21 protein-coding genes are annotated in these 25,281 nt (G+C 61.3%); 7 read left to right on the top strand and 14 right to left on the bottom strand.

Features of this window, described 5'->3' with window-relative positions:
* Positions 1–7: 7 nt before the first annotated feature.
* The 4 genes from ACF6ZU_RS28305 (at position 8) to ACF6ZU_RS28290 (ending at position 1,111) form a co-directional block, all read left to right on the top strand.
* Positions 8–187: a hypothetical protein gene (locus ACF6ZU_RS28305; protein WP_031318838.1), complete on the top strand. Its 180-nt coding sequence runs from the start codon at positions 8–10 to the stop codon at positions 185–187.
* A 213-nt stretch (positions 188–400) separates the two neighbouring features.
* Positions 401–526 (top strand): hypothetical protein, encoded by a 126-nt coding sequence (locus ACF6ZU_RS28300; RefSeq protein WP_392889136.1) that lies wholly within the window; start codon positions 401–403, stop codon positions 524–526.
* Between the two features lie 115 nt (positions 527–641).
* A complete protein-coding gene (locus ACF6ZU_RS28295) occupies positions 642–857 on the top strand; it encodes a hypothetical protein (protein ID WP_392889134.1) in 216 nt (71 codons plus the stop codon).
* Positions 854–1,111: a hypothetical protein gene (locus ACF6ZU_RS28290; protein WP_392889132.1), complete on the top strand. Its 258-nt coding sequence runs from the start codon at positions 854–856 to the stop codon at positions 1,109–1,111. The genes ACF6ZU_RS28295 and ACF6ZU_RS28290 overlap by 4 nt, the downstream gene beginning before the upstream one ends.
* A gap of 142 nt (positions 1,112–1,253) precedes the next feature.
* On the opposite strand, the gene ACF6ZU_RS28285 is transcribed toward ACF6ZU_RS28290, so the two are convergent.
* The 10 genes from ACF6ZU_RS28285 to ACF6ZU_RS28240 all read right to left on the bottom strand — a co-directional run bounded on the left by ACF6ZU_RS28285 (position 1,254) and on the right by ACF6ZU_RS28240 (position 14,467).
* The gene (locus ACF6ZU_RS28285) at positions 1,254–1,850 is read right to left on the bottom strand and encodes a glutathione S-transferase (RefSeq protein ID WP_392889130.1); all 597 of its coding nucleotides are present in this window, start codon (positions 1,848–1,850) and stop codon (positions 1,254–1,256) included.
* Positions 1,847–5,488 (bottom strand): AAA family ATPase, encoded by a 3,642-nt coding sequence (locus tag ACF6ZU_RS28280; protein ID WP_392889128.1) that lies wholly within the window; start codon positions 5,486–5,488, stop codon positions 1,847–1,849. Before ACF6ZU_RS28280 ends, ACF6ZU_RS28285 begins: the two co-directional genes overlap by 4 nt.
* A complete protein-coding gene (locus tag ACF6ZU_RS28275) occupies positions 5,485–6,729 on the bottom strand; it encodes an exonuclease SbcCD subunit D C-terminal domain-containing protein (protein WP_392889127.1) in 1,245 nt (414 codons plus the stop codon). The genes ACF6ZU_RS28280 and ACF6ZU_RS28275 overlap by 4 nt, the downstream gene beginning before the upstream one ends.
* A gap of 263 nt (positions 6,730–6,992) precedes the next feature.
* Positions 6,993–8,633 carry a BatD family protein gene (locus tag ACF6ZU_RS28270; RefSeq protein WP_392889126.1) on the bottom strand — a complete coding sequence of 547 codons (1,641 nt, stop codon included), beginning with the start codon at positions 8,631–8,633 and terminating at the stop codon, positions 6,993–6,995.
* Complete coding sequence (locus ACF6ZU_RS28265) at positions 8,630–10,375, bottom strand: tetratricopeptide repeat protein (RefSeq protein WP_392889124.1); 1,746 nt, start codon at positions 10,373–10,375, stop codon at positions 8,630–8,632. Before ACF6ZU_RS28265 ends, ACF6ZU_RS28270 begins: the two co-directional genes overlap by 4 nt.
* A complete protein-coding gene (locus ACF6ZU_RS28260; protein WP_392889122.1) occupies positions 10,372–11,451 on the bottom strand; it encodes a vWA domain-containing protein in 1,080 nt (359 codons plus the stop codon). The genes ACF6ZU_RS28265 and ACF6ZU_RS28260 overlap by 4 nt, the downstream gene beginning before the upstream one ends.
* A complete protein-coding gene (locus ACF6ZU_RS28255; RefSeq protein ID WP_392889120.1) occupies positions 11,444–11,938 on the bottom strand; it encodes a DUF4381 domain-containing protein in 495 nt (164 codons plus the stop codon). The genes ACF6ZU_RS28260 and ACF6ZU_RS28255 overlap by 8 nt, the downstream gene beginning before the upstream one ends.
* The gene (locus ACF6ZU_RS28250; protein WP_392889118.1) at positions 11,935–12,879 is read right to left on the bottom strand and encodes a DUF58 domain-containing protein; all 945 of its coding nucleotides are present in this window, start codon (positions 12,877–12,879) and stop codon (positions 11,935–11,937) included. The genes ACF6ZU_RS28255 and ACF6ZU_RS28250 overlap by 4 nt, the downstream gene beginning before the upstream one ends.
* A gap of 5 nt (positions 12,880–12,884) precedes the next feature.
* A complete protein-coding gene (locus ACF6ZU_RS28245; RefSeq protein ID WP_053158878.1) occupies positions 12,885–13,844 on the bottom strand; it encodes a MoxR family ATPase in 960 nt (319 codons plus the stop codon).
* 269 nt (positions 13,845–14,113) lie between these two features.
* Positions 14,114–14,467: a hypothetical protein gene (locus ACF6ZU_RS28240; RefSeq protein ID WP_392889115.1), complete on the bottom strand. Its 354-nt coding sequence runs from the start codon at positions 14,465–14,467 to the stop codon at positions 14,114–14,116.
* 505 nt (positions 14,468–14,972) lie between these two features.
* On the opposite strand from ACF6ZU_RS28240, the gene ACF6ZU_RS28235 reads away from it, so the two are divergent.
* Positions 14,973–19,877, top strand: coding sequence for an NAD-glutamate dehydrogenase (locus ACF6ZU_RS28235; protein WP_392889113.1), 4,905 nt, complete (start codon positions 14,973–14,975; stop codon positions 19,875–19,877).
* Between the two features lie 169 nt (positions 19,878–20,046).
* On the opposite strand, the gene ACF6ZU_RS28230 is transcribed toward ACF6ZU_RS28235, so the two are convergent.
* From ACF6ZU_RS28230 to ACF6ZU_RS28215, 4 genes are all read right to left on the bottom strand, one after another.
* On the bottom strand, positions 20,047–20,757 hold the full coding sequence (locus ACF6ZU_RS28230; protein ID WP_392889111.1) for an ATPase: 711 nt from the start codon (positions 20,755–20,757) through the stop codon (positions 20,047–20,049).
* Between the two features lie 224 nt (positions 20,758–20,981).
* A complete protein-coding gene (locus ACF6ZU_RS28225; RefSeq protein WP_392889109.1) occupies positions 20,982–21,392 on the bottom strand; it encodes a cupin domain-containing protein in 411 nt (136 codons plus the stop codon).
* Between the two features lie 213 nt (positions 21,393–21,605).
* Positions 21,606–21,899 (bottom strand): putative quinol monooxygenase, encoded by a 294-nt coding sequence (locus ACF6ZU_RS28220; RefSeq protein WP_392889107.1) that lies wholly within the window; start codon positions 21,897–21,899, stop codon positions 21,606–21,608.
* 123 nt (positions 21,900–22,022) lie between these two features.
* Positions 22,023–23,456: a PLP-dependent aminotransferase family protein gene (locus ACF6ZU_RS28215; RefSeq protein WP_392889105.1), complete on the bottom strand. Its 1,434-nt coding sequence runs from the start codon at positions 23,454–23,456 to the stop codon at positions 22,023–22,025.
* Positions 23,457–23,661: 205 nt separating this feature from the next.
* Here ACF6ZU_RS28215 and ACF6ZU_RS28210 point away from each other — a divergent pair, with 205 nt between their 5' ends.
* Together ACF6ZU_RS28210 and ACF6ZU_RS28205 are read left to right on the top strand one after the other, a co-directional pair.
* Positions 23,662–24,102: a carboxymuconolactone decarboxylase family protein gene (locus tag ACF6ZU_RS28210; protein WP_392889103.1), complete on the top strand. Its 441-nt coding sequence runs from the start codon at positions 23,662–23,664 to the stop codon at positions 24,100–24,102.
* Between the two features lie 75 nt (positions 24,103–24,177).
* Positions 24,178–25,158: a LysR substrate-binding domain-containing protein gene (locus ACF6ZU_RS28205; RefSeq protein WP_392889101.1), complete on the top strand. Its 981-nt coding sequence runs from the start codon at positions 24,178–24,180 to the stop codon at positions 25,156–25,158.
* The last annotated feature ends 123 nt before the right edge of the window (positions 25,159–25,281 follow it).

The following is a 25,281-nucleotide window of genomic DNA, read 5'->3' as shown; positions in this document are numbered from 1 at the left end:
TACCGCCATGAACTTCAATCTCTTCTCTGTAATCGCCGCTTCCGCTATCTCTGCCACCGTTGCTCTGCCAGCCAGCGCCAACGTTGAAATCAGCGACAAAAAATCCCACACCCAGAGCTACACCCAGAAATACCTGCAACAGAGCGCCAACTTCTACGCCGCCCTGGATCACAAAACCCAAGCCTGAACGTCAAGCCCTGCACCCTTTATGCAGGAGCGAAGTCACTTGCGTGGATCAAGCTGAAAAGCTTCGAGAAGCCTGAGTGATGTCGCTCCTGCATAACGCGTTTACGACAGCATCATATTGCCATTAATGTGCCGCTTGATATCACATGGCCATGTGTTTAGATTTGTCGCTGTTCGACTAACTCCTTCCCCTAATAAGAAAAGGATCGACAGCATGGCGATGCGTCTGGCCGTGGTACTTCTGTTTCTCTATTCGACCCCCATTCTATCGGCCGCTACGCCAGTTCCAGGCGAGCCCGACGCTGCGCAAGAGCGCATGATTAGTTTTATTGAAGGCTGAGATAGACTGGCTTAATGATCAATGAAGCTGATGCTTACTATGGATAACCCTGAGTGGTTATCACGGCTTTTTTGATCGATTCTGTGGACATCGAAACATGTCCACGGAGAACATCATGGCCAGCGCAATCCTCACTTCTGCCAAACGCGGCGCCTACCTCGCCATCGGTCTTTACGTGGCGCTGGTATCGTTCGTCAGCATCACCGCTAACACTCAACACGAGTTCGAAGCGCCGATTCAGGTCGCTCATCCCGCCATCCAGTTCGAGCACCGCGCGCAGCAGAATACCGTGCTCGATCACACCGACGTGGCGGGAGTGGCAGGGGCATGAAAGGCGGCAAACTCTGGGTCATCGCCTTCCTGGCATTCATGACCAATGGCGCTTCGCTGTTGGGGATCGGGCAGGGATCGGCAGGCTCCGTCGCACGGTCGATCGAAGCCAATCACAACCTCGCTCGCAACATCGAAACCGACAAGGCCATGGGTTTGCTGGCGGGTAATCCACCCGTTAAACGTGAGGGCGATTTCTTTGGCCCGTTCCAGGTGGATTGCTCGGTGTTGCAGATGTGTGAAGTGTTCGCCTGAAAAACCGAATTACCGAATCTCCGAATCCCCAAATTACCTACGCACCGAATCCCCTGTAGGAGCCAGCTTGCTGGCGATGGTGTGTCAGTCAACGCAGCTGTGTCTGATACACCATCGCCAGCAAGCTGGCTCCTACACGGGGTTATTTTTTCATGATTGAGGTGAACAGCTCGGATTCCAGAAAGCGCTGCAGCCACGCTTGTAGCCGCACATAAGGCGTCTGCCCGAACCACTCGCGATCCACATGCGCAAACTGGCGAATGAACGGCATCAACGCCACATCCGCCAGGCTCGGATGCTCCGCCAGCAAGTAATCGCGTCCCTCCAGCATCTCATCCAGCCTGCGCAAGAACACCTCACCCTCGCTGCGATAAAACGTCATCGGCTGCTCGGGATAGCGCTCGGCGTACTTGTAGCGATTCAGGTGAATCTTGAACACCTGATCGTTCTCTTCGATCAGCGCGGCGATATGCGCTCGCCCGGCCGGATCATCCTTGAGCAACCAGTTCTGCGGATCGTTCTGCTCCAGCGCCCAGCGCATGATCGCCAGGCTTTCATCGATCACCAAGCCGTCCACGCTCAGCACCGGCACCGTGCCCTTGCTCGACAGCGCGAGCATTTCGGCAGGCTTGGCCTTCAGGCTGACTTCGACAATGTCCACCGCCACACCTGAGTAACGCAGGGCCATCCGCGCCCGCATGGCGTACGGGCAGCGGCGGAACGAGTACAGCGTATTCATTTCACCTCCAGGGTACTCAGGCCGTTGCCCTGGCGCTGGACCTGAATCTGCACCGGAATCCGTTCATGCATTTCCTGCACGTGGGAAATCACCGCGACCTTGCGGCCCTGTGCCTGCAGGCCGTCGAGGGCGTCCATGGCCAGTTGCAGGGATTCCGGGTCGAGGCTACCGAAGCCTTCGTCGATGAACAGCGATTCGATCTTCAGCGTGCTCGATGCCATCGACGCCAGGCCCAAGGCCAGGGCCAGCGACACCAGGAACGTTTCGCCGCCGGACAGCGAATGCACCGAACGCAGTTCATCGCCCATCTCGGTGTCCATCACCAGCAACCCGAGCATGCTGCCGCCGCGTTTCAAGCGGTAGCGCCGCACCAGTTGGCGCAATTGCACGTTGGCGTGGTGCACCAGCAAATCGAGGTTGTAGGCCTGGGCGATCTTGCGGAAGGTGTCGCCGGTGGCGGAGCCGATCAGCGCGTTCAAGCGTGCCCAGCGCTGATACTCGGCGTAGGCATCGGCGATTTGTTGGGCCAGCGCCTGATTGGCGTTTTGCCGGCGCTGATCCTCGGCCTGTTCGGCACGCAGTTCGGCACAACGGTGTTCGCTGACCGTGAACTGGTTTTGCAGCTCCGCCAGCGCCGTCGCCAATTGTTCTGCGTCGAGATTGCCGTTGTGCTGGGCCTGATGAGTGGCGAGGCGCTTGTCGCGCTCTTGCAGCAGCACATCGGCTTGCTCGATGGCTTTTTCGTTTTGCTGCAAGCGTTGGCGCAGTTCGCTGACCTGCTGGTCATCGACACTCAGCAACTGCTCAAGGCCGCCGTCATCCAGTTCAGGGTGCTGGGCGCGCCAGTCGGCAATTTTCGCGCTGAGCTCGCGGTCTTCGGTTTCCAGGGCCGCCAGGCGTTCTTGCTGTGCCTTGAGTTCGGCCGCCAGTTGCACCAGACGCGTGCGCACCGATTGCAGTTCCTGATTGGCCGCTGTTTCGGCGCTGCGTGCCTGCTCGACGGCCTGATCCAGTTGCTGCTGCCAATGCTCGGCACTGTCGTGTGTGCCGAGCAGTTGCGTCAGTTGTTGCTGGCAAACCTGTTGCTGCTCGGCAAGGGCGGCGAACTGCTGTTGAGCCGCTTCCAGCTGCTGGGCACGCGTCAGCTGGCGGTCCTGTTCCTTGTCCAGGGTTTGCTGGCGTTGCTGCTGTTCGCCGAGTTCGTCACGCTGCTGCTCAAGTTGCTCCAGACGCTGGGCGATCTGCCGGTCGAGCTGCATGAACGTCGCGGCCGGCTCCTTGCGCAAGGCGTCCAAAGTATCGGCCGGGAGCAGGGTGCTGAACGCGGTCAGTTCCTCGTCCAGACGCTGTCGATCGTTGCCCAGTTCACGTTGCTGGTTGGCCAGATGTTGATTCGCCTGCTGGCTGGCGGCCTCGGCGCTGCGCAATTGCTGCTGCAAGCGCGCGGCGTCCTGCTGCAAGGTGAGCAGGGCGGTTTGCCGCTGTTCGTCCTGGGTGATGCTTTGGTTCAACTGGCTGTTTTGCTGGGCCAGCCAGCTGTCGCGCTTGACGGCGTCCTGGGTGAAGAGCGCTGCCGATAACGGGTGCGCTTCCAGGCCCGGCGCCAAGCTCTGCTGCTGGGTAACCAGCTGTTCCTGTTGTTGCAGCAGTTCCTTTTGTTGCGCGATCACGCCGCCGACTTCGGTGCGCAGGTCGGTGAGTTTTTCCTTGAGCGCATCCACGGCTTTCTGCGCGTTGGCCTGTTCGCTTTCATCGTGACGGCCGAGGCTTTGCAGCAGCGCTTCCGGCTGATGGTAAGGATGGTCCGGGCTGCCACAGACCGGGCACGGCTGATCGTCCTGCAACTGCTCGCGCAGTTCTTCGACGCTGGCGCTGCGGGCCAGGCGCTGACGCTCCAGCAGTTCGCGGGTAACGGTCAGGGTCTGTTCGGCGACGGTCAGTTCGTTTTTGGTGTTCACCCCGTCCTGGGTCAGGCGCTCGCGTTCCTGCTGAGCGGCGGTCTGGCGTTGCTGCAGTTCGGCGAGCCGTTTTTCCAGCTCTTGCTGACTGGCCCACAGGCGCGCCAGTTCTTCAAAGGCGCGCAGTTGCTTGCGGTTGTCCTGCAACAGATTGCCCAGCAGCTGGATCTGTTCAGCCACCGCTTCAGGTTCAGCGCCGGCCTCTTTGTAGAGCACTTCCAGCGTCTGCTTTTGCGCCGATAGTTCATCGGCAGCGCGGCTGGCGTTCTGTTCCAGCGTGGCGAGCTCCGCCTGACCCTTGTTCAGACGATTACCGATCAGCATCAATTGCTGCAGGCGGTCGCGGTAAGCGTTCCAGGCATCGCTGAGCGGTGCCAGATGCGTGCTTTGTTCCAGTTCCCCGGCAATCTGTTGCAGGCGTTCGGCAACCCGTTTCTGCTGATCGAGCAAGCCTTGAATCGTCTGCTGACCTTCGCTGCTGGCCAGTTCCGCTTGCTGTTTGAGGTCGGCGCTGACGCCGGTGTCCTTGATCAGACGGGCGAGGGTGCTTTGCGCTTCAAAGGCCTGACGCAGCAGCGGCGCGCTGGCGGTGTGTTGGCTTTGCGCCTCGATCAGTGCGGCTTGCGCTGCACTCAGGCTGTGTTCGAGTTGCGCCTGTCGTGCTTGCAGTTCCTGTTCTTGCCGGGTGTGCTGCTGAATCTGCGCGGCCAGCGGTGTCAGGCGGGCGCCGAGTTCGGTCTGACGGGCGAATTGGTGCCGTTGTGGCGCCAGGTGTTCCAGACGGGTCAACTTCAGGCGTTCGCCGGCCAGGCTTTGCCAATCCTGCCGGGCGCTGGTCAGTTGTTCGGTGGCGCTGAGCTGCTCGTCCTGCAATTGGCGCAGCTCTTTCAGCCAGGTGCTCTGTAGTTCAAGCTGCTTGAGTTGTGCCTGTTGGGTCTTGAGTTGCTGCTGCGCTTCGTTGAAGCGTTCATCCAGCTCGGCGCGGGCTTCCGGCGCCAGGGGCGTGACGCCGGTGGCCTGATCCTGCAGCAGCTTGTGGGCTTCGCGGGCGTCCTTGGTCTTGTCGAAGGCGCGACGGCCGAGACGCGTGTACAGCGCGGTGTCGGTGAGTTTTTCCAGCAGTTCGCTGCGTTCGTTGTCGTTGGCCTTGAGGAACGCACTGAACTCGCTCTGGGCCAGCAATACGGCGCGGGTGAACTGTTCGAAGTTCAGGCCCAGGACTGCTTCGAGCTGGACCTTGAACTCGACTTTCTGACTGGCCAGCAGTTGATCCAGATCGATGTCACGCAGGCTTTGACGGCTGTGTTGCAACTTGCCGCCGGCCTTTTCCCGGGCGCGATTGGCTTCCCAGCGCGCGCGGTAGCGACGGCCATCGATGCCGACGAAATCCACTTCGGCATAACCTTCGCCGGTACCGCGACGCAGCAGCGTGCGCGGGTCGCCGGTGCTGATCTCGCCATCGGCGTCCGGCGCCTTGGCCGACACCTGTGCATTGCTCAAGCGAGGTACGGCGCCGAACAGCGCCAGGCACAAGGCGTCGAGCAGGGTGCTTTTGCCGGCGCCGGTCGGCCCGGTGATGGCGAACAGACCGGCGCTGGCCAGCGGTTCAGCGGTGAAGTCGATTTCAAACGGCCCGGCCAGGGACGCCAGGTTTTTCAGGCGGATCGCGAGGATTTTCATGGCTGTTCGCTCTCCATCTGCACGTCCTGCAACAGTTCGGCAAAGTCCTTCAGCGTTTGCTCGTCGACCTCGCTGCCGTAGTTGTCCTGCCAGGCACGGCTGAACAATTCCTGGGGCGTGAGTTGGTCCAGCTCGATCAGCGAGGTGCCGTCATCGACACCGTCGCGGCCGCGGCTGCCCGCGTACTCCGCGGCGATGCGCACCAGGCGCACGGCTTTGCCTTGCAGAGCGCTTTCCACTTGATGGCGCAAGTCAGGTTGGGGCTCATCAAGGCGAACCCGGACTTCCAGCCACGGTTGGCGATGGATGTCGGCTAGCAGATCAATGTTCGGCAGGTCGGCTAGTTGCAGCAGGATGTCGGCCAATGGCGCCGGTCCGATGCGTTGCAGATTGACGGCGCGGGGAATCAGTTTCGGTTCGACGCTGACCAGGGTTTCGCCGTCGAGCTGGATGTCGAGAATCTGGTGCTTGTAACCGATCTCGGAGAACGACAACGGAATCGGCGAACCGCTGTAACGAATACGCTCTTCGCCGTTGACCTTTTGTGGTTTGTGCAAGTGACCGAGGGCCACATAGCTGATGCTCGGGCCGAACAGGCTGGCGGGCAGGGCTTCGGCGTTGCCGATGATCAGGCTGCGCTCGGAGTCTTCCGACACCGAACCGCCGGCCATGTGCGCGTGACTGATGGCAATCAGCGCCTGACCCTTTTTGCGCTTGGCGTTGGCGGCTTCGATCAGCCATTCGTGAACCTGGCCGATCCCGCGCAAGTAGTTGTCGCCCAGGTGCGCGCCAGTCACTTCGGCGGGGCGCAGGAACGGCAGCGCCAGGCACCAGGCGGCGATTTTGCCCTTGGCGTCCGGCAGCGGCAGCAGCAGGCGTTCGGCGTCGAGTTGCCCGTCATCCAGCCACAACACCCGACCTAGCGCATGGGTGCGCAACCGGCGCATCAGTGGGGCGGGCAGTTCGATGCGCGAACCGGAGTCGTGGTTGCCGGCGATCATCACGATGGTCAGTTTCGGCTGTTGTTCGTGGGCGCTGACGATGAAGTCGTAGAGGCGTTCCTGGGCTTTGACCGGCGGATTGACCGTGTCGAAGATATCGCCGGCGATCAGCAGCACGTCGGGCTGGTCCAGCTTCAGCTGGCGCAACAGCCATTCGAGAAAGCAGGCGTGCTCGAAATCGCGTTCCTGGCCGTGCAGGTTTTGTCCAAGGTGCCAGTCGGAGGTGTGAAACAGACGCAAGGCGAGCTCCGTAGGAAATTAGGTAATGGCCGCGAGGAAATGGAGGCGGCGAAAGGGGAGAGAGTTTACGGGTAAAGCGGTGTTGATACCTACCGTCGCGATCGGATTTCAAACTGCGTGAAATTCAGGATCGGATCGCCGGCAAGCCGGCTCCTACAGGGTTTGTGTCGTTCGCCATTCCGCGTGCACCCGGAACCTGTAGGAGCCGGCTTGCCGGCGATAGCGTCCTGACAGGCGGCGCGGGATTCGGGATCGGTTCGGGGTTACTTCGGGTAAAGCGGTGGCAGGCCGCTGTCGCCGACCGGGTCGTGGGTCCGTTCGGCAATCGGGATGGCCCGTGTAGCGCGCCACAACTCTTCACCTTGCCAATGCTGGCCGGTTTCGCTGTACAGCGCGCCGTTCAAGCCATCCAGGGCATCCGACAGCGGCACGAATCGCGCGGCCATGTCGGCCAGGGTTTCCGGTTGTTGTCGGGCCCAGGCGTCGAGGGCCTGACGGGTGGCGTGAGGGTCGTTGGCCTGGCAGGCGCGTTTGAGGTCGTCGAGCACGGTGCGTGGGCTCGGGCCGGTCTGGGCGGCTCGCAGAATCGCCGGTTGCCAGCGGGCGCGCCACCAGAGGCCGAAGCCCAGCAGGGTGGTGCAGGCCAGGATCAGCGTGCTGAGCTTCCACCACCAGAGCGCTTCGGTGTCGGCTGCGGAAACCACCGGCGTTGTACCCGCCGGGGCATCGACCATCATTCCCGGATTGTTCGCCACCGACAGGGTTCGCGCCGGCAGGCTGGTGTGTTCCAGATGGTCCTCGAAGGTGTTCCACCACACCACGTCCACCGCTGGCAGCTCGACATCACCGTTGCGCACGGGCACCAGCGCCTCCCGGTCCTCGCGGCTGCCGATCAGGCCGCGCTCGCTGTTCTGGTTGACCAGCACTGGCTGATCCGGATAACGCCGCAAGCCGTTGACATCGGTCGCCGGCAACGGTGGCAGCTGCGAGCTGGCCAGGCCTTCGGCCTTCAGCGTCAGGCTGCGGGTCAGCGAATCGCCGACCTGCACGTGGTCAGGTTCCGGGCTCCAGCTTTCGCTGAGGCTCAGGCTTCGGGCCGGCAGCCAAGGCAGGTCAGCGGGGTAGGTGGCCGGTTTGGCCTTGACGGTCAGCAGCAGTTCGACCGAGCTGACGCGCATCAGCTTGCCGGATTTCGGCACTTGGGATTCAACGTCCTGAGCCGGTTGCGCGTCCACCAGCGTGGCGCTGAATATCTGCGCAGGAATGATCAACTCGCCGCTGTGTTGCGGATAGATCGCGTAGCGCTGCTCAATGACGCCGTGGCGCAGGCCGTTGATGTCTTTCTCGTAGGTGCGTGAATCACCGAGCTGCTCGATGCGTGCATCAGGAATCTGCAACGGCGTCAGGCTGCTGTCGTCATACAGCGAGACGGAATGGTAGATGCGCAGGGTCAGGATCGCCTGGGCCTGCACGTACACGCTGTTCTGATCGAGGCTGGCGTCAATGAACACAGGGGCCAGTTTGTTCTTGCTGTCCTGGGTTTCGCTTTCCACTACCTGCAAGGTAATTGGCTGGCTTTGCGCGTCCCCCAGTTGCAGCGCCGGAATCACCACGCTGCCGTTCTGCCGGGGCAGCAGGGTAATGATCCAGCGGGTGGTGGCGCGGTTGTCGCCGTTGATCGTCGTCAGCTGGTTGACCTGACGAGTGCCGCGCACCTCGAACAGCGGTTCCAGCGCCGTCAGGTCAGGTTTGCCGAACTGGGTGACGTCGTTGGATTCCAGGGTCAGTTCGACCGTTTCGCCGGAGTTCAGGCGACTGCGATCGACACTGGCGACCAGCTCCGCCGCCAGGGCCTGTGCCATCCAGAAAAACAGAGCGAGAAACAAAGCGGTGAAGCGGGTCATCGGGTTTTTTCCTGATCCTGATGTTGTTGCTGTTCGTACCAGAATTTGCGTCTGAGCAATTCAGCCGGGTCATCCGGGATCTTGCGCAGCCATTGCTCCAGTGCCTGGCGCTGTTCGGCATCGATGGCATCGATGGCATCGCTGGCCGGGCGCAGGGGCGGGGTGGTGCTCTGTTCGTCGCCCAACTCGCTGCCGGGCACCTCGTTGGTGCCGGGGCGTGGCGGTGTCGTCTCCGACTGTTCCGCGTCTGGCGTACTGGCCTGGGCGTCGGACTGGGATTCGCCAGTGTTCGACGGCTGGGTGGCGGCGCCGGATGGCGGTTCCTGCGGTGTGCCGTTCTCCTCGGCAGCGTTTTTGTCCGGCTCGGGAGGTTTCGGGGCGTTCTTCTGCTTGAGCAGGCTTTCCACCAACGCCTTGTTGGTCAGTGCCGGGCGCAGGTCAGGCTGACGTTCCAGCGCCTGGTCGTAGGCGTCCAGCGCCGCTTCAAGATCACCACTTTTGGCCAGGGCGTTGCCTCGATTGTAGTGGGCGTGGGCGTCATCGGCCTCGGCGAACCGCTGGGCGGCGCCACTGTAGTCGCCGGCTTCATAAAGCGCGACGCCTTGCCATTGGTGGTCCTCGAAATGCTGCGCGGCTTCCGCCGGGCGTTTCTTCTTCAGCAAGTGCAGGCCCTGTTGATCGGGACGCAGCCACAAGTCTTCGAAATCGAAGGCATAGCTCGGTTGCGGGAGCAGAAACAACAGCGGCAGGCAGAACAACCAGCCGCGCCGACCGGCGCAAGCCGCCAGCAGCAACAGCGGCAACAACAGCCAGTAGCCCTGATCGGCCCAGCTATCGAGGCGCAGGGTCTGGCCGTCGTTGCGCAAATGCCGCGGGCCATCCAGCAAGCCGAGACCGCGCAGGTCGCCGTCATCCAGTCGCGCATGGCGATAGCGCCCATCGAGACCGTTGACGAACGCTTTCAGGCCCGGCTCATCCAGGTGCGGCACAAGAATCGCGCCTTGTTCATCCTTGAGGAAACTGCCGTCCTCCTGGGTGATCGGTGCGCCTTCAGCAGTGCCGATACCGAGCATCAAAAACTGAGTCGACTTGCCGTCCAGTGCCTGCTGGATCCCTTCGCGTTCCAGGTCATTCAAGGCCGAACCGACCAACAGGATTCGTCCGTCGCCCAAGGCCGCCTGATTCAGCAACGCCAGGGCTTTGGTCACCGCCAGATCGGCGCGATGGCCCGCTTGCGGCATGATCGACGGTTTCAGCGCATCCAGCAGATTACGGCTGGTGGAGAGGTCATCCGACAGCGGCACCAGGGTGTGCGCGCTGCCGGCGTAGACGACGATGGCGGTTTGCGCGTCGCTGCGGTTCTGCAGCAAGTCGAACAGTTTGCGTCGAGCCTGTTCCAGCCGGTTTGGCGTCACGTCGGTGGCGAGCATTTCCGGGGTCAGTTCCAGAATCACCACCAGCGGATCGGCCGGCTTCTGGCTGTTTTGTTCGACACGCTCCCAGCTCGGGCCGAGCAGCGCCAGAACCGTCAGCAACCACGCGACGCCGAGGGCGACCCACGGCAATTTGCTGTCGCGTCCGTTGCCGCCACTCAGCAGCGCGGAATGAAAGGCCGGTGGCAGAATCATCTGCCAGCGCCCGGCGCGTTTCTGTCGATGCCACAGCTGCCAGAGCAACCAGCCGAGCAGCGGCAACAGCAGCAGCCACCAGGGGCGGAACCAGTACGGCCACAACGCACTCATCGGCGCCTCCGCAAACGCAGGCGTTTGAGGCGTTGGCGCCAATCAGGCAGTGGCGTCTGCAAGAACAGGTCCTTGGTGAACAGGCGCTGCAACGGGTTATCCGGCCAGCGTTCGCGCACGACCAGCAGCATGCTCAGCAGAAGCGCCATCGCCAGCGGCCAGTGATACAACGCCTGGGCCGGGCGGGCCTGGGTCGGTTGTTGGGTGACTGGTTCCAGCTGATCGAGGGTGTCCTTGATCGCTTGCAGTTCCTTGCCGTCGCGGGCGCGGAAATACTGGCCACCGGTGGCAGCGGCGATCGCCTTCAACGCCGGTTCGTCGAGGTCCAGGCTCGGGTTGATGCCAAGGAATCCGGCGGTGCCGCTTTCCTCGGGATCGGCGCCGATGCCGATCGGGTAGATTTTCACGCCTTCCCGGGCCGCCAGCCGCGCGGCCGTCAACGGGTCGATTTCGCCGCCGTTGTTGGCGCCGTCCGTGACCAGAATCAGCACGCGGCTTTGCGCCGGACGCATGCGCAGGCGTTTGAGCGCGAGACCGATGGCGTCGCCGATGGCAGTGTTCTTGCCAGCGATGCCGATACGCGCTTCATCGAGCCATACCCGCACGGTGCGTCGATCAAAGGTCAATGGCGCTTGCAGGTAAGCGCGGCTGCCGAACAGGATCAGGCCGACCCGATCGCCTTCGCGGTGCTCGAGAAAATCACCGAGCAAATGTTGTACCAGCGACAGGCGGCTGACTTCATCGTCCTGCCAGTGCATGTCGGGAAAATCCATGGACCCGGAAACGTCCACCGCCACCAGCAAATCGCGGCCACTGGCGGCAATCGGCAGTGGTTCGCCAAGCCATTGCGGGCGCGCCGCGGCGATCAGCAGAAACAACCACAGCAGCATGAACGGCGCCTGTTGGCGCCAGGCCGGCAGATTGGCTCGGGCACGGCGCCGGGCCAGGCCTTCGAGGTCGCTGAGGAAGCTGACTTTGAGCGCCGGTTCGCCGCTGTCGGCCACCGGCAGCACGATGCGCATCAGCCACGGCAGCGGCAACAGGGCGAAGATCCACGGCCAGGCGAACTCAAACATGTTTGCGAATCCACGTATCGACGGCTTGAGTCAGGCCGGCGATGGCCTTGTCGTCGAGTTTGCATTCGGGTTTGTAGGCCCCTTCGACCAGTACCATCCAGCGCGTCAGGCCGGCGGCGGGGCAACGGTTGTCGAGGAACGCCAGCCACTTGCGGCCGTTGAGCGTGTGGCTTTGGCTGTAGGGATAGTGGTTGCGGCACAGACGTTTGAGCAGGCCGTTGAGCTGTTGCAGCCACGCACCGGCCGGTGCGCCGTCATAGGGTTTGGGCATCAGCGCCAGTTCGGCCAGCGCGGCGATGCGCACCGGGTCCAGCGGTTGTTCGGCGCGCACGATGGGCCGCTTGTTCGGCAGGAAGCGCCGTGCTTTCCACAGGCCGAAGCCGATCAGCGGCAGCAACAACAGCAACAGCCACCAGCCCGGCGCCGGCGGCCAGAAGGCGATCGGTGGCGGGGATATCAGTGGTTGCAGTTGATCGAGGCTGCTCATCGAGCTTTCCCCGGTTTCTGCGGGTTCAGGTACTCGCGCAGTTGCTCGACCATTTCACTCTGGGTGCTCAGGGGCATCAGCAACACCCGCAGTTTCTGCGCGAGCAGTTCCCAGCGGGCGATGCGTGCTTCGGCTTGGGCGCGATAGGTCTGGCGCAAGTCGTAGTTCAGTGTGTCGAGTTCCAGCTGCGCACCGCGTTCGGCGAAACGCAACAGGCCGGCGGCGGGCAGGGCGTGGTCCAGTGGATCGGACAGCGGCAGCAACAGCAGGTCGCAATGACGCGACAGCAGGCTCAGTTGTTGCTCGGAACCTTCGGTCAGCGCGCGCTCGTCGCAGATCACGATAACCAGGCTGCCGGGGCGCAACACTTCACGGGCGCGGCGCAGGGCGAGATTGAGCGAATCGCGGTTCTGCTCGGTTTCGGTGTGCAGTGACTGATTGACCCGCACCAGCCGGTTGAGCAATTGCAGCAGGCTTTGCTTGCTGCGACGCGGTTTGATTTCGTAGTGCTCGTTGTCGCCGAACACCAGCCCCCCGACCCGGTCGTTATGACCGAGCGCCGCCCAGCCAATCAGACTGGCCGCCTGGGCGGCGAGCACCGACTTGAACATCAGCCCGGAACCGAAGAACAGCCGGCGGCTTTGCTCGACCATGATGAAAATCGGCCGTTCGCGTTCTTCATGGAACAGCTTGGTGTGCGGCTCCTGGGTACGGGCAGTGACACGCCAGTCGATGGTGCGCACGTCGTCACCGGCCTGATAGACCCGCACCTGATCGAAGTCGACGCCACGGCCACGCAGCTTGGAGTGGTGCAGGCCGATCAGCGGGCTGCGTTGGCTCGGCGTGGAAAACAGCTGCACTTCACGCACGCGATGGCGCATCTCGATCAGCTCGGCGAGGCTGACGCGGACGCCCGGCTCGGGCGGCAGGATGGCGTTCATCGGGGTCAAGCGACGGCTACGACGTCGAGAATCCGCTGGACCACCCGGTCCTGGTCGATGCCAGCGGCTTCGGCTTCAAAGGACAGAATGATGCGGTGGCGCAACACGTCGAACAGCACGGCCTGGATGTCTTCCGGGCTGACGAAGTCGCGGCCGGCGAGCCAGGCGTGGGCGCGGGCGCAGCGGTCCAGGGCAATCGAACCCCGCGGGCTGGCGCCATAGGCGATCCACTCGGCCATCTCCGGGTCGAACTTGGCCGGGGTGCGCGTGGCCATGACCAGTTGCACCAGGTATTCCTCCACGGCGTCGGCCATGTACAGGCCAAGGATTTCCTTGCGGGCGGCGAAGATCGCCTGCTGGCTGACCCGGCGTTCCGGTTTGGTTTCGCCGTTCAGGGCTTCGCCCCGGGCCTGTTGCAGGATGCGGCGTTCGACGGTGGCATCCGGGAAACCGATTTTCACGTGCATCAGGAAGCGGTCGAGCTGGGCTTCGGGCAGCGGATAGGTGCCTTCCTGCTCGATCGGGTTTTGCGTGGCCATCACCAGGAACAGCGGCGACAGCTCGTAAGTGCTGCGCCCGACACTGACCTGGCGCTCGGCCATGGCTTCGAGCAAGGCCGATTGCACCTTGGCCGGGGCCCGGTTGATTTCGTCCGCCAAGACCAGGTTGTGGAAGATCGGGCCTTGCTGGAACACGAAGCTGCCGGTTTCCGGGCGATAGATTTCCGTACCGGTGATGTCGGCTGGCAGCAGGTCGGGGGTGAACTGGATGCGATGGAACTGGGCTTCGATGCCTTCGGCGAGTTCTTTGATGGCCTTGGTTTTGGCCAGGCCGGGGGCGCCCTCGACCAGCATATGGCCGTCGGCGAGCAAAGCGATGAGCAAGCGCTCGATGAGTTTTTCCTGGCCGAGAATCTGCGTTGAAAGAAAGGTTCGCAGCGCGAGCAGCGCTTCACGATGTTCCATCGATGACTGTTCCTGGAAAGGGTGACCGAAGACGTTCGAATAACGCCAGGGCTGGGGGCGTTACTTTAATCCATCGCGGGGGGCGGCGACTAACGGCATTTTGTGCAAAGTGCGGGAATAGATGGGTGAAAGTGTTGGAGATTTGTGTCGGGTGCGGAGCGGTGTCGCGCTTTCGGGCCTCATCGCGAGCAGGCGCGCTCCTACATTGAGGGTGTACGACGCTCTATTGTAGGAGTGAGCCTGCTCGCGATGAGGGCGGATCAAACCCCTCAAATCTGGCTGATAAAGGTGCCGGTACCGTCAAGGATGTTCTTCAGCGTCTCCACAACTTCAGCCATATCCACCATGTCCGGGTTGAAGGTGATCTCCAGCGAATCATCGCCATTCAGCGCATCCGCATCCGCCGCGGCGATCTCGATCAGCAAGCGGGTCGGGCTCAACGTCACTTTCACGCCGTCCAGGGTCGAAGGCTCGCCGTCGAGGGTGATTTCCAGCTCGTCCTCGTCCGGGTAGCGGCTCATCAGGAACATTTCACCCTGGTCGCTGTGGCAGGCGAGCATGGCCATGTTGTCTTCTTCCTCGTCATACGGGTTGACGATCAACAGGGAGGTGGTCATTTGCATGGGGAAATCCTGGCTCGACGAGCGTTGTGAACACGACAAAAAGGCGATTCTGCCAGCCCTCGGGAATTTCTGCTTGGCTGACTGTCAGAGAATGTGTCGTGAACGCACGGGGTGGTGCTGGTCATTTCTGATACGAATGTGCCGTAAATCCGGGCATAAAACGCCCAATTTCCTACACGGCTGCTAGTGTTGTCCGATGCGCAGGGCGTTGGCTGCGTGCCGATGACCGAATATGTCGCAGCGCTGCAAGCACCGGCCTTGCCGCACTGGTTAAGCTGCGCAACGGATGAGCACCTGTAAAGACATTGCGCTATCGGTTTGCCAGTCGTTTTTGCAGATGCCCATTCACGGAAGGTGAATGTGACCTGAGTGTCTCGTCCAGCTTCACCCACCTGTCACCCTGTTTCCTCTGCCCGAGAATCAGGAACAGGGTGACGGGTAGCCCCTGACAGGGGTTTTGCACGCGACGCTTCCATCAATAACAAGCCCAAGCGGAGTACCACAGATGGCGTTCTTCACCGCAGCCAGCAAAGCCGACTTCCAGCACCAACTGCAAGCGGCACTGGCGCAGCACATCAGTGAACAGGCACTGCCACAAGTGGCGCTGTTCGCTGAACAATTCTTCGGCATCATTTCCCTTGACGAGCTGACCCAGCGTCGGCTGTCCGACCTCGCTGGCTGCACCCTTTCTGCGTGGCGCCTGCTTGAGCGCTTCGATCACGCGCAACCACAGGTTCGCGTCTACAACCCTGATTACGAACGTCACGGCTGGCAGTCGACCCACACCGCGGTCGAAGTGCTGCACCACGACCTGCCATTCCTCGTGGACTCGGTGCGTACCGAGCTGAACCGTCGCGGCTACAGCATTCATACCCTGCAAACCACCGTGCTGAGCGTGCGCCGCGGCAGCAAGGGCGAATTGCTGGAAATCCTGCCGAAAGGCACCCAGGGCGAAGGGATCCTGCAAGAATCCCTGATGTACCTGGAAATCGACCGTTGCGCCAACGCGGCCGAACTGAACGTGTTGAGCAAAGAGCTGGAACAGGTTCTCGGTGAAGTCCGCGTTGCGGTCGCCGATTTCGAGCCGATGAAAGCCAAGGTCCAGGAAATTCTGGCCGGCCTCGACAACAGCAAATTTGCTGTCGACGGCGAAGAAAAAGCTGAAATCAAAAGCTTCCTGGAATGGCTGGTGGGCAACCACTTCACCTTCCTGGGCTATGAAGAGTTCGTGGTGCGCGACGAAGTCGACGGCGGCCACATCGTCTACGACCAGGATTCGTTCCTCGGCCTGACCAAACTGCTGCGCACCGGCCTGACCTACGATGACCTGCGCATCGAAGACTACGCCGTGAACTACCTGCGCGAACCGACCCTGCTGTCGTTCGCCAAGGCTGCACACCCAAGCCGTGTTCACCGTCCGGCCTACCCGGACTACGTGTCGATCCGCGAGATCGACGCCGACGGCAAGGTCATCAAGGAATGCCGTTTCATGGGCCTGTACACCTCGTCGGTGTATGGCGAGAGCGTGCGGGTCATTCCGTACATCCGTCGCAAGGTCGAGGAAATCGAACGCCGTTCCGGCTTCCAGGCCAAGGCTCACCTGGGCAAGGAACTGGCGCAGGTGGTCGAAGTGCTGCCGCGTGACGATCTGTTCCAGACCCCGGTGGACGAGCTGTTCAGCACCGTGATGTCGATCGTGCAGATCCAGGAACGCAACAAGATCCGCGTCTTCCTGCGCAAAGACCCGTACGGCCGTTTCTGCTACTGCCTGGCCTACGTGCCGCGTGACATCTACTCCACCGAAGTGCGCCAGAAGATCCAGCAAGTGCTGATGGATCGCCTGAAAGCCTCGGACTGCGAGTTCTGGACCTTCTTCTCCGAGTCCGTGCTGGCCCGCGTGCAACTGATCCTGCGCGTTGACCCGAAAAACCGCTTGGACATCGACCCGCTGCAACTGGAAAACGAAGTGATCCAGGCCTGCCGCAGCTGGCAGGACGATTACTCGGCCCTGACCGTCGAAACCTTCGGCGAAGCCCAGGGCACCAACGTGCTGGCGGATTTCCCGAAAGGCTTCCCGGCCGGCTACCGCGAGCGTTTCGCCGCGCACTCCGCTGTGGTCGACATGCAGCACCTGCTGAGCCTGAAAGAAGCCAACCCGCTGGTCATGAGCTTCTATCAGCCATTGGGTCAGGTGTCCGGTCAGCGCGAGCTGCACTGCAAGCTGTATCACGCCGATACCCCGCTGGCTCTGTCCGACGTGTTGCCGATCCTGGAAAACCTCGGTCTGCGCGTGCTGGGTGAATTCCCGTATCGCCTGCGCCACACCAATGGCCGCGAGTTCTGGATTCACGATTTCGCGTTCACCGCCGCCGAAGGCCTGGAACTCGACATCCAGCAACTCAACGACACCTTGCAGGACGCCTTCGTCCACATCGTGCGTGGCGATGCCGAGAACGATGCGTTCAACCGCCTGGTGCTGACCGCCGGTCTGCCATGGCGCGACGTGGCGCTGCTGCGCGCTTACGCCCGTTACATGAAGCAGATCCGTCTGGGCTTCGACCTGGGCTACATCGCCAGCACCCTGAACAACCACACCGACATCGCTCGCGAGTTGACCCGGTTGTTCAAGACCCGCTTCTACCTGGCGCGCAAGCTCACCAGCGATGACCTCGACGACAAGCAGCAACGCCTGGAACACGCGATTCTGACCGCTCTGGACGACGTCCAGGTGCTGAACGAAGACCGTATCCTGCGTCGCTACCTCGACCTGATCAAGGCGACCCTGCGGACCAACTTCTACCAGACCGATGCCCACGGTCAGAACAAGTCCTACTTCAGCTTCAAGTTCAACCCGCACCAGATTCCAGAGCTGCCGAAGCCAGTACCGAAGTTCGAAATCTTCGTGTACTCGCCGCGCGTCGAAGGCGTGCACCTGCGCTTCGGCAACGTTGCTCGTGGCGGTCTGCGCTGGTCTGACCGTGAAGAAGACTTCCGTACCGAAGTCCTGGGCCTGGTAAAAGCCCAGCAAGTGAAGAACTCGGTCATCGTGCCGGTCGGCGCGAAGGGCGGCTTCCTGCCGCGTCGCCTGCCACTGGGCGGCAACCGTGACGAGATCGCGGCCGAAGGCATCGCCTGCTACCGCATCTTCATCTCGGGCCTGTTGGACATCACCGACAACCTGAAAGACGGCGCGCTGGTTCCGCCGGCCAACGTCGTGCGTCATGACGACGATGACCCGTACCTGGTGGTCGCGGCGGACAAGGGCACTGCAACCTTCTCCGACATCGCCAACGGCATCGCCATCGACTACGGCTTCTGGCTGGGAGACGCGTTCGCCTCCGGTGGTTCCGCCGGTTACGACCACAAGAAAATGGGCATTACCGCCAAGGGCGCGTGGGTGGGCGTACAGCGTCATTTCCGTGAGCGTGGCATCAATGTCCAGGAAGACAGCATCACCGTGGTGGGCGTCGGCGACATGGCCGGTGACGTGTTCGGTAACGGCTTGCTGATGTCCGACAAGCTGCAACTGGTCGCTGCGTTCAACCACTTGCACATCTTCATCGATCCAAACCCTGAAGTGGCGAACAGCTTCGCCGAGCGTCAGCGCCTGTTCGACCTGCCACGTTCGGCGTGGTCGGATTACGACACCAGCATCATGTCCGAAGGTGGCGGGATCTTCTCCCGTAGCGCGAAAAGCATCGCGATTTCGCCGCAGATGCAAGAGCGCTTCGACATCAAGGCTGACAAGCTGACCCCGACCGAACTGTTGAATGCCTTGCTCAAGGCACCGGTAGACCTGTTGTGGAACGGCGGCATCGGTACTTACGTCAAGGCCAGCAGCGAAAGCCACGCCGATGTCGGCGACAAGGCCAACGATGCACTGCGCGTGAACGGCAACGAACTGCGCTGCAAAGTCGTGGGCGAGGGCGGTAACCTCGGTATGACCCAGCTGGGTCGTGTCGAATTCGGTCTCAATGGCGGCGGTTCCAACACCGACTTCATCGACAATGCCGGTGGCGTGGACTGCTCCGACCACGAAGTGAACATCAAGATCCTGCTGAACGAAGTGGTTCAGGCCGGCGACATGACCGACAAGCAACGCAACCAGTTGCTGGCGAGCATGACCGACGAAGTCGGCAACCTGGTGCTGGGCAACAACTACAAGCAGACTCAAGCGCTGTCCCTGGCAGCACGCCGTGCTTTCGTGCGGATTGCCGAATACAAGCGCCTGATGAACGATCTGGAAGGCCGCGGCAAGCTGGATCGCGCCATCGAGTTCCTGCCGTCGGAAGAAGCGATCAACGAACGTCTCGCGGAAGGCCACGGCCTGACCCGTGCCGAGCTGTCGGTGCTGATCTCCTACAGCAAGATCGACCTCAAGGAAGCGCTGCTCAATTCCTTGGTGCCGGATGACGACTACCTGACCCGCGACATGGAAACCGCTTTCCCGCCGAGCCTGGTGAGCAAGTTCTCCGAAGCCATGCGCCGTCACCGTCTGAAGCGCGAAATCGTCAGCACCCAGATCGCCAACGACCTGGTCAACCACATGGGCATCACCTTCGTTCAACGACTCAAAGAGTCGACCGGCATGAGCCCGGCGAACGTGGCTGGCGCCTACGTGATCGTGCGTGACATTTTCCACCTCCCGCACTGGTTCCGTCAGATCGAAGCCCTGGACTACCAGGTGTCCGCTGACGTGCAACTGGAACTGATGGACGAGTTGATGCGCCTGGGCCGTCGCGCTACGCGCTGGTTCCTGCGTGCCCGCCGCAACGAGCAGAACGCTGCCCGTGACGTCGCGCATTTCGGTCCGCACCTGAAGGAACTGGGTCTCAAGCTCGACGAACTGCTGAGTGGCGAAATCCACGAAAACTGGCAGGCCCGCTACGAGGCGTACGTCGAAGCCGGTGTGCCGGAGTTGCTCGCGCGCATGGTGGCGGGCACTTCGCACCTGTACACGCTGCTGCCGATCATCGAGGCCTCCGACGTGACTGGCCAGAACCCTGCAGACGTGGCGAAGGCTTACTTCGCGGTCGGCAGCGCGCTGGACATCACCTGGTACCTGCAACAGATCAGCGCCTTGCCGGTTGAAAACAACTGGCAGGCCCTGGCCCGTGAAGCGTTCCGCGATGATGTGGACTGGCAGCAACGTGCGATCACCATCTCCGTCCTGCAACAGGGCGACGGTACTCAGGACGTGGAAACACGCCTGGCGCTGTGGATGGAAGAGCACAAAGGCATGATCGAACGCTGGCGCGCCATGCTGGTGGAAATCCGTGCCGCCAGCGGCACCGATTACGCCATGTACGCGGTCGCCAACCGTGAGTTGCTGGACCTGGCGTTGAGCGGACAAGCAGTGGTGCCTGCCGCTACTGCTACCGTTAGCGCCGAGCTGGAACCAGCGGCCTGATCAGTCGCTGAATGAAAAAAGCCCCGCCTCGAAAGAGGCGGGGCTTTTTTTTGTCTGGGCGTTTTGGAGTGTTTGGGCGGGCCTCATCGCCGGCAAGCCGGCTCCTACAGGTTTTATGTCGTACACGAAACTTGTAGGAGCCGGCTTGCCGGCGATGGGGCCATTCGCCTCAATACAACTTTTGAACGGATGGGATATCAATCATCGACACTTTATCTGTCGGTCCGGTCAATAAATTACTGAGCGACTGGTCAAACTTCTGCAGCGCCCGAACTTGCACATTCTGCTGTTCGTTAATATCCGCCACTATTTCTTCGCTGCGTTTAAAGTCTGCCCAAACAGGGCTCAATGCTTTGGCGTCATGCCCTTGCGCAGTACCGATGTAGTTGAAGTTCGCATCGTAAAAATCCGCGCTCACATCAGCTTTGACATCCGAGCTGCGCGAGGTGATCAACTGGCTGCGCGTATCGACAATCGCCACCACGTCCGGCTTCGCGGCCCTGAGACTTTGCATGTCCGGGTACACCGTCACCGAGCCGAACTGGCGTTGCAAGGACGCCTTGACCCAATCCACCGCCAGGTCGGGTTTGGAGGTGGCGACGTAGGCGTCATGAATCGGTTGCACCAGCAAGCTCTGGCCGAAACCGGTGCCGGCGTTGGCCTGGTAGTCCTGCAGGTAGGCACGGTTGGTCTGGGTGTTACGGCTGTAGACGATGCCCAGCGACACCTCTTTGCCACCGGTGACGTGAACTGCATTGCTGCGGCCAACGGGCGAGGTGAAGAGGCCATCCAGCGAAGAAACAGCCGTCGGCGCGGTGGGAATTGAACATCCGGTTAACACAGCCGCTATCGTCAGGGTGCTGACAAGTGCAAGTTTCATAGGTGTTTCTCCAGCGAAACAACTTGGATCGGGAAGTAGTTGCCGAACTTCGGCAGTGATTCCAGACTAAACCTGTGCTTGCCGAATGAAATAGCCAATTCTCCTGGATATCCGGTGACCAATAGTTTTGTTTGCTTTAAAAGTTGAGGGTTAATTTCGCCCGGACATAAAAAGACCCAAATCCATGATTCGGGCCTGTTTATTTATGGCTGTAGGTTCAGCTATCAGTTTTCCAAGGGGATCAACACTTTCTCGTCTGGCGACAACACCATGAACACCAACAGTTTGGCGGGCTTGGTTGCACTGGCATTTTTCGAGACCAGATGTTCCGAGCCAGCAGGTTCGTACCAATATTCGCCCGCCTTGTAGGTTTTCGCGCTTTCGCCTTTGACTTGCGAAGTGACCGCTCCCGACAGCACGTAGGCCATTGCTGTGCCTTCGTGTTTGTGGGCGATGGAGGATTGGCCAGGTTTGTAGTCGACTTCAATCATCATCGCTTTTTTGCCGGGCACGTTCTTCAGCGCTTCGTCCTGTAGCACCGTCACTTTTTCCGAAGGGTCGTGGGCGAATGCCGAGGCCGAAACGGTCAAGGCCAGAACGGCGAGGGGGGCAGCCAGTAAACGCAAAGCTTTCATGTTCGTCACCTGCGGTGGTTAGTTGTCAGGAACAACGTTAGTCCGCTGGTGACTGCAATCAAACAGCCAATTTACGAGAAGGTCAGGGGACCAATCGACCACCAGATTTCCGCATGGCAATACGAAACCTGTAGGAGCCGGCTTGCTGGCGATCGCATCAACTCGGTGTATCTGACAAACCGTGGTGATGTGATCGCCAGCAAGCCGGGGGATCTAGCGGATCGGGAAGCTGTTGAAGTCCACGGCATTGGCCAGTTGGCAATCGATCAGGTCGATGAAGCCTTGAGCCTGCGGGGTGTTGAAATGCGATTGCATGGCCGCTTCCGATTGCCAGCGGGCGCTGACGTTCCAGCGGTTGCTGTCCTCGGGGCAGCGGTCGACCATATAGGAATCACAGCCCGGTAGTTCGCGCAGGGTTTCGACAATCTTTTGCAGTTGCTTGCCCAGTTCATCCGAGCGGCCAGCGACGGCCTGTACCTTTACGGTGTTGATCACTTCGTTGGACATTACTCACACTCCTGAATCAGGCCGGACGAATCCTGCTCATTGAGGGATAACGCTTATGCAGGATAGGCCTGTGACCCCGGACCGCCAATAGCCAATCGCCGGATAAAGACCCAGACCAATCCATCAGGCGATCTGCTGCAAAATGTCCCGCAACCGGTCCAGAGCGCTGTCGATATCCAGGGTCTCAATAGCGCCAAACCCCATGAGAAGCCCGTCTTTTGGGGCTTGCTGGTAAAAGAACGTGTCGATCGAATACAGCCCGACTTCGACCTTTCTCGCCAGTTCGATCAGCAATGGCATATCGATAGGCACTTTGCACATAAGCACCATATGAAAACCGGCCGTGCTCGGGACCGCTTCGAGCCAGGGCGACAGGTCCCCGGCGACGCGCGCCAGGATGCGATCCCGGCGGCCGGCATAGATCGTATGGCAGCGGCGGATGTGCTTGAGCAGGCAGCCTTCGGCGATGAATTTGGCGAGTGCCCACTGGGGCAGGGTGGAGGTGTGCAGGTCGGTAAGCTGTTTGGCGCGGATCACCGCTTCGAGAATCGCCGGCGGCAAAATCGCATAGCCCAGGCGCAACTCGGGCAGCAGGGTTTTCGAGAAGGTGCCGACGTAGGCGACGATGCCGCGCTCATCCATGCTTTGCAGCGAGTCGGTGGGCCGGCCTTCGTAGCGGAATTCGCTGTCGTAATCGTCCTCGATGATGATCGCGCCCAGCTCGTAGGCGCGCTCCAGCAACGCCACCCGACGCGCCTGGCTCATCGGCATGCCAAGCGGAAACTGATGCGACGGCGTGACATAAATCAGTCGCGTACCGAGGGGGATTTTGTCGACCTGAATGCCTTCACCGTCCACCGGCACGCCGATCACCGTGGCGCCGTGGCTGCCGAACAACAGGCGCGCCGGCGGGTAACCGGGGTCTTCCATGGCGACAATGCTGCCGGGGCGGGTCATCACCCGGGAGATCAGGTCCAGCGCCTGTTGCGCGCCGTTGCACACCACCACGTCTTCGTCCTGACAGTTCACGCCCCGGGAAAACGCGATGTGGCGGGCGATCGCGTTGCGCAATGCCGGAAGGCCTTCGGGCAGGCTGTAGAAGCCTTTTGAACCGGCCATCTGGCGCAAGGCGTGGGAGGTGCAGCGACGCCAGTCATCCTGGGGAAACTGCCCCTTGCTGGTGGCGCCGCCGATGAAGTCATAACGCAGCGAGCCTTCCAGCGTCGGATGACGCAAAAACACCGGCAGGTTGCGCCACGACTCGATGACTTCGGCGCTCGCCAGCTGAGAATGACTTTGCTTGGGCAGGGTTTTCGCCGCGCGGGCATTGACGTAGGTGCCTTTGCCGATCACTCCGGTGAGGAAGTTTTCATAGGTCAGCTGGGCGTAGGTGTCGGAGATGGTCTTGCGCGAAATGCCCAACTGTTCGGCCAGCAGGCGGCTGGGCGGCAGCTGCGTGCCGGCTGCCAGGCGACCGGATTCGATGGCGCTGCGCAGCTGGTTGTACAACTGGCCTGCCAGGTCCTTGCGGCCGTTGATGACAACATGAAGTTCCATACCGGCGGGGCTCCTGGGGGCGATTGAGGCGCGTGTGCGTCGCGCCAGATTACCCGCAAGCGCCAATGCGCAGTAGTTGTGTGGCTGAAAAACCGCAGATTGGCCTACTGCGTGGTGGTCCACCGGTATTTCGCCAAATTGGATCTGTAACGCCAGCGCTTCAGCGCCTACCTTGATAGGCATCTATCAATCCATGAGGCACGCCATGACTTCCCGTCTGGATTACTACAGCGCGTCGCCCAAAGCGATGAAAGCGATGATCGCCATGGAGGCGTTGACCAGCAACCTGAGCATCGAGCCGGCGTTGCTGCACCTGATCAAAATCCGCGCCTCGCAACTCAATGGCTGCGCGTTCTGCACCGACATGCACTCGGTGGATGCCCGGCGTCTTGGCGAGACCGACCGGCGCCTGTATTCGATCGTGGTCTGGCGCGACAGCGGTTTCTTCAACCCTCGGGAACGCGCGGCGCTGGCCTGGACCGAAGCGGTCACGCTGCTCTCGCAAAGCCATGTGCCGGACGACGTCTACGACGAGGCACGGGCGCAGTTCAGTGAAGGCGAGATGGTCGACCTGACCATCGCCGTGACCACGATCAACAGCTGGAATCGCCTGGCGGTGAGTTTTCGCCAAACGCCTAGCGGATGACGGGGCTGTCACACCAGATTCATGAACGTTGCGCAGGATAAGGTTTTCAAAGGACACATCGACAGGGAGTCTTCGATGTCACTCATGGAAACCGCAGGGCAACCAGGCTCTGCCGAGCACCGTTCGCCGCTGGACACCACGCCATCCCTGCGGGGACAAGCCGCCACGCTGGATCCGCTGCTGGCCCAGGCGTTCATGGTCAGCGCCCGTTGCGGTTGCTTCATGCAGGCCGCTCGCAGTCTCAACATCAAGGCCACTCTGCTGCGCAAACAATTGTCCTCGCTCGAAGCGCAACTGAAGTGCTCGCTATTCAGTCATTGCGAGAATGGCATCGCCCTCAGTCGTGAAGGTTTGCAACTTCAGGCACAGTTGATTGCGTTGGCCCATGAACGGGATCTTCCGGTGATTGAACAACCGCTGGTGCGCCTGGCGGTCGCCGAGTCGATCCTGCATGACATTCTCGGCCGCGACCTGGTTTCGCTGTTGCGCCGCAACGCCAGCGTGCGCCTGGACATCATCAGCCTCGACAGCGAGCTGGCCCTGCAAGCGGTCAGTGCCGACGTGGTGGTGTGGCTCGGCGGCACTGATTCGCCGTTGCCCGGGCCGAGCTTTGCCGTCAGCGAACCGCAGCGACTGGCCCGGCTCGATTACCTGCCGCACATCGCCAAGCGCTATTCACGCACGGCATCGCGCCCGGACAGCCTCGATGACCTTGCCGACTTCATGCTGGTGCAATGGCAGCCTCACCGGCAGGTCGAGAGCTTCGTGCCGTGGAATGCGCTGGCCGACGAACGCCTGGCGGGTGTCGTGCAGCTGCATTCCTATGAACTGCTGCTGGAGATGATTCGTTGCAGCGCCTGCATCGGTTTGCTGCCCGGCTACATGAGCCGCTTCGACCGTGGCCTGATTGCGTTGCCGGGGTTGTTTGACGGGCCGATGCAGCGCCAGGTGTGGATGGCGGTCAATGCGCAGTCCCGGGGGGACGCGCAGGTACAGATGATCGTCGAGCTGATCCACAACACCTTCAGCGAGCGCAGTGAGTGGTTCCAGCCCTGACCACTCTTTAATGGTAGGAGCGAGCTTGCTCGCGAAAAACATTTGACCACCACGTTCATTCAGACAGCCCCGCGTTATCGTTAACGTCCATCGCTAGCAAGCTGGCTCCTACAGGGTCACCGC

It is taken from the genome of Pseudomonas migulae (assembly GCF_043225285.1).
Taxonomy (GTDB): domain Bacteria; phylum Pseudomonadota; class Gammaproteobacteria; order Pseudomonadales; family Pseudomonadaceae; genus Aquipseudomonas; species Aquipseudomonas migulae_C.
Note: the sequence above shows the minus strand (reverse complement) of the source record. Positions and strands in the feature narration are given on the sequence as shown.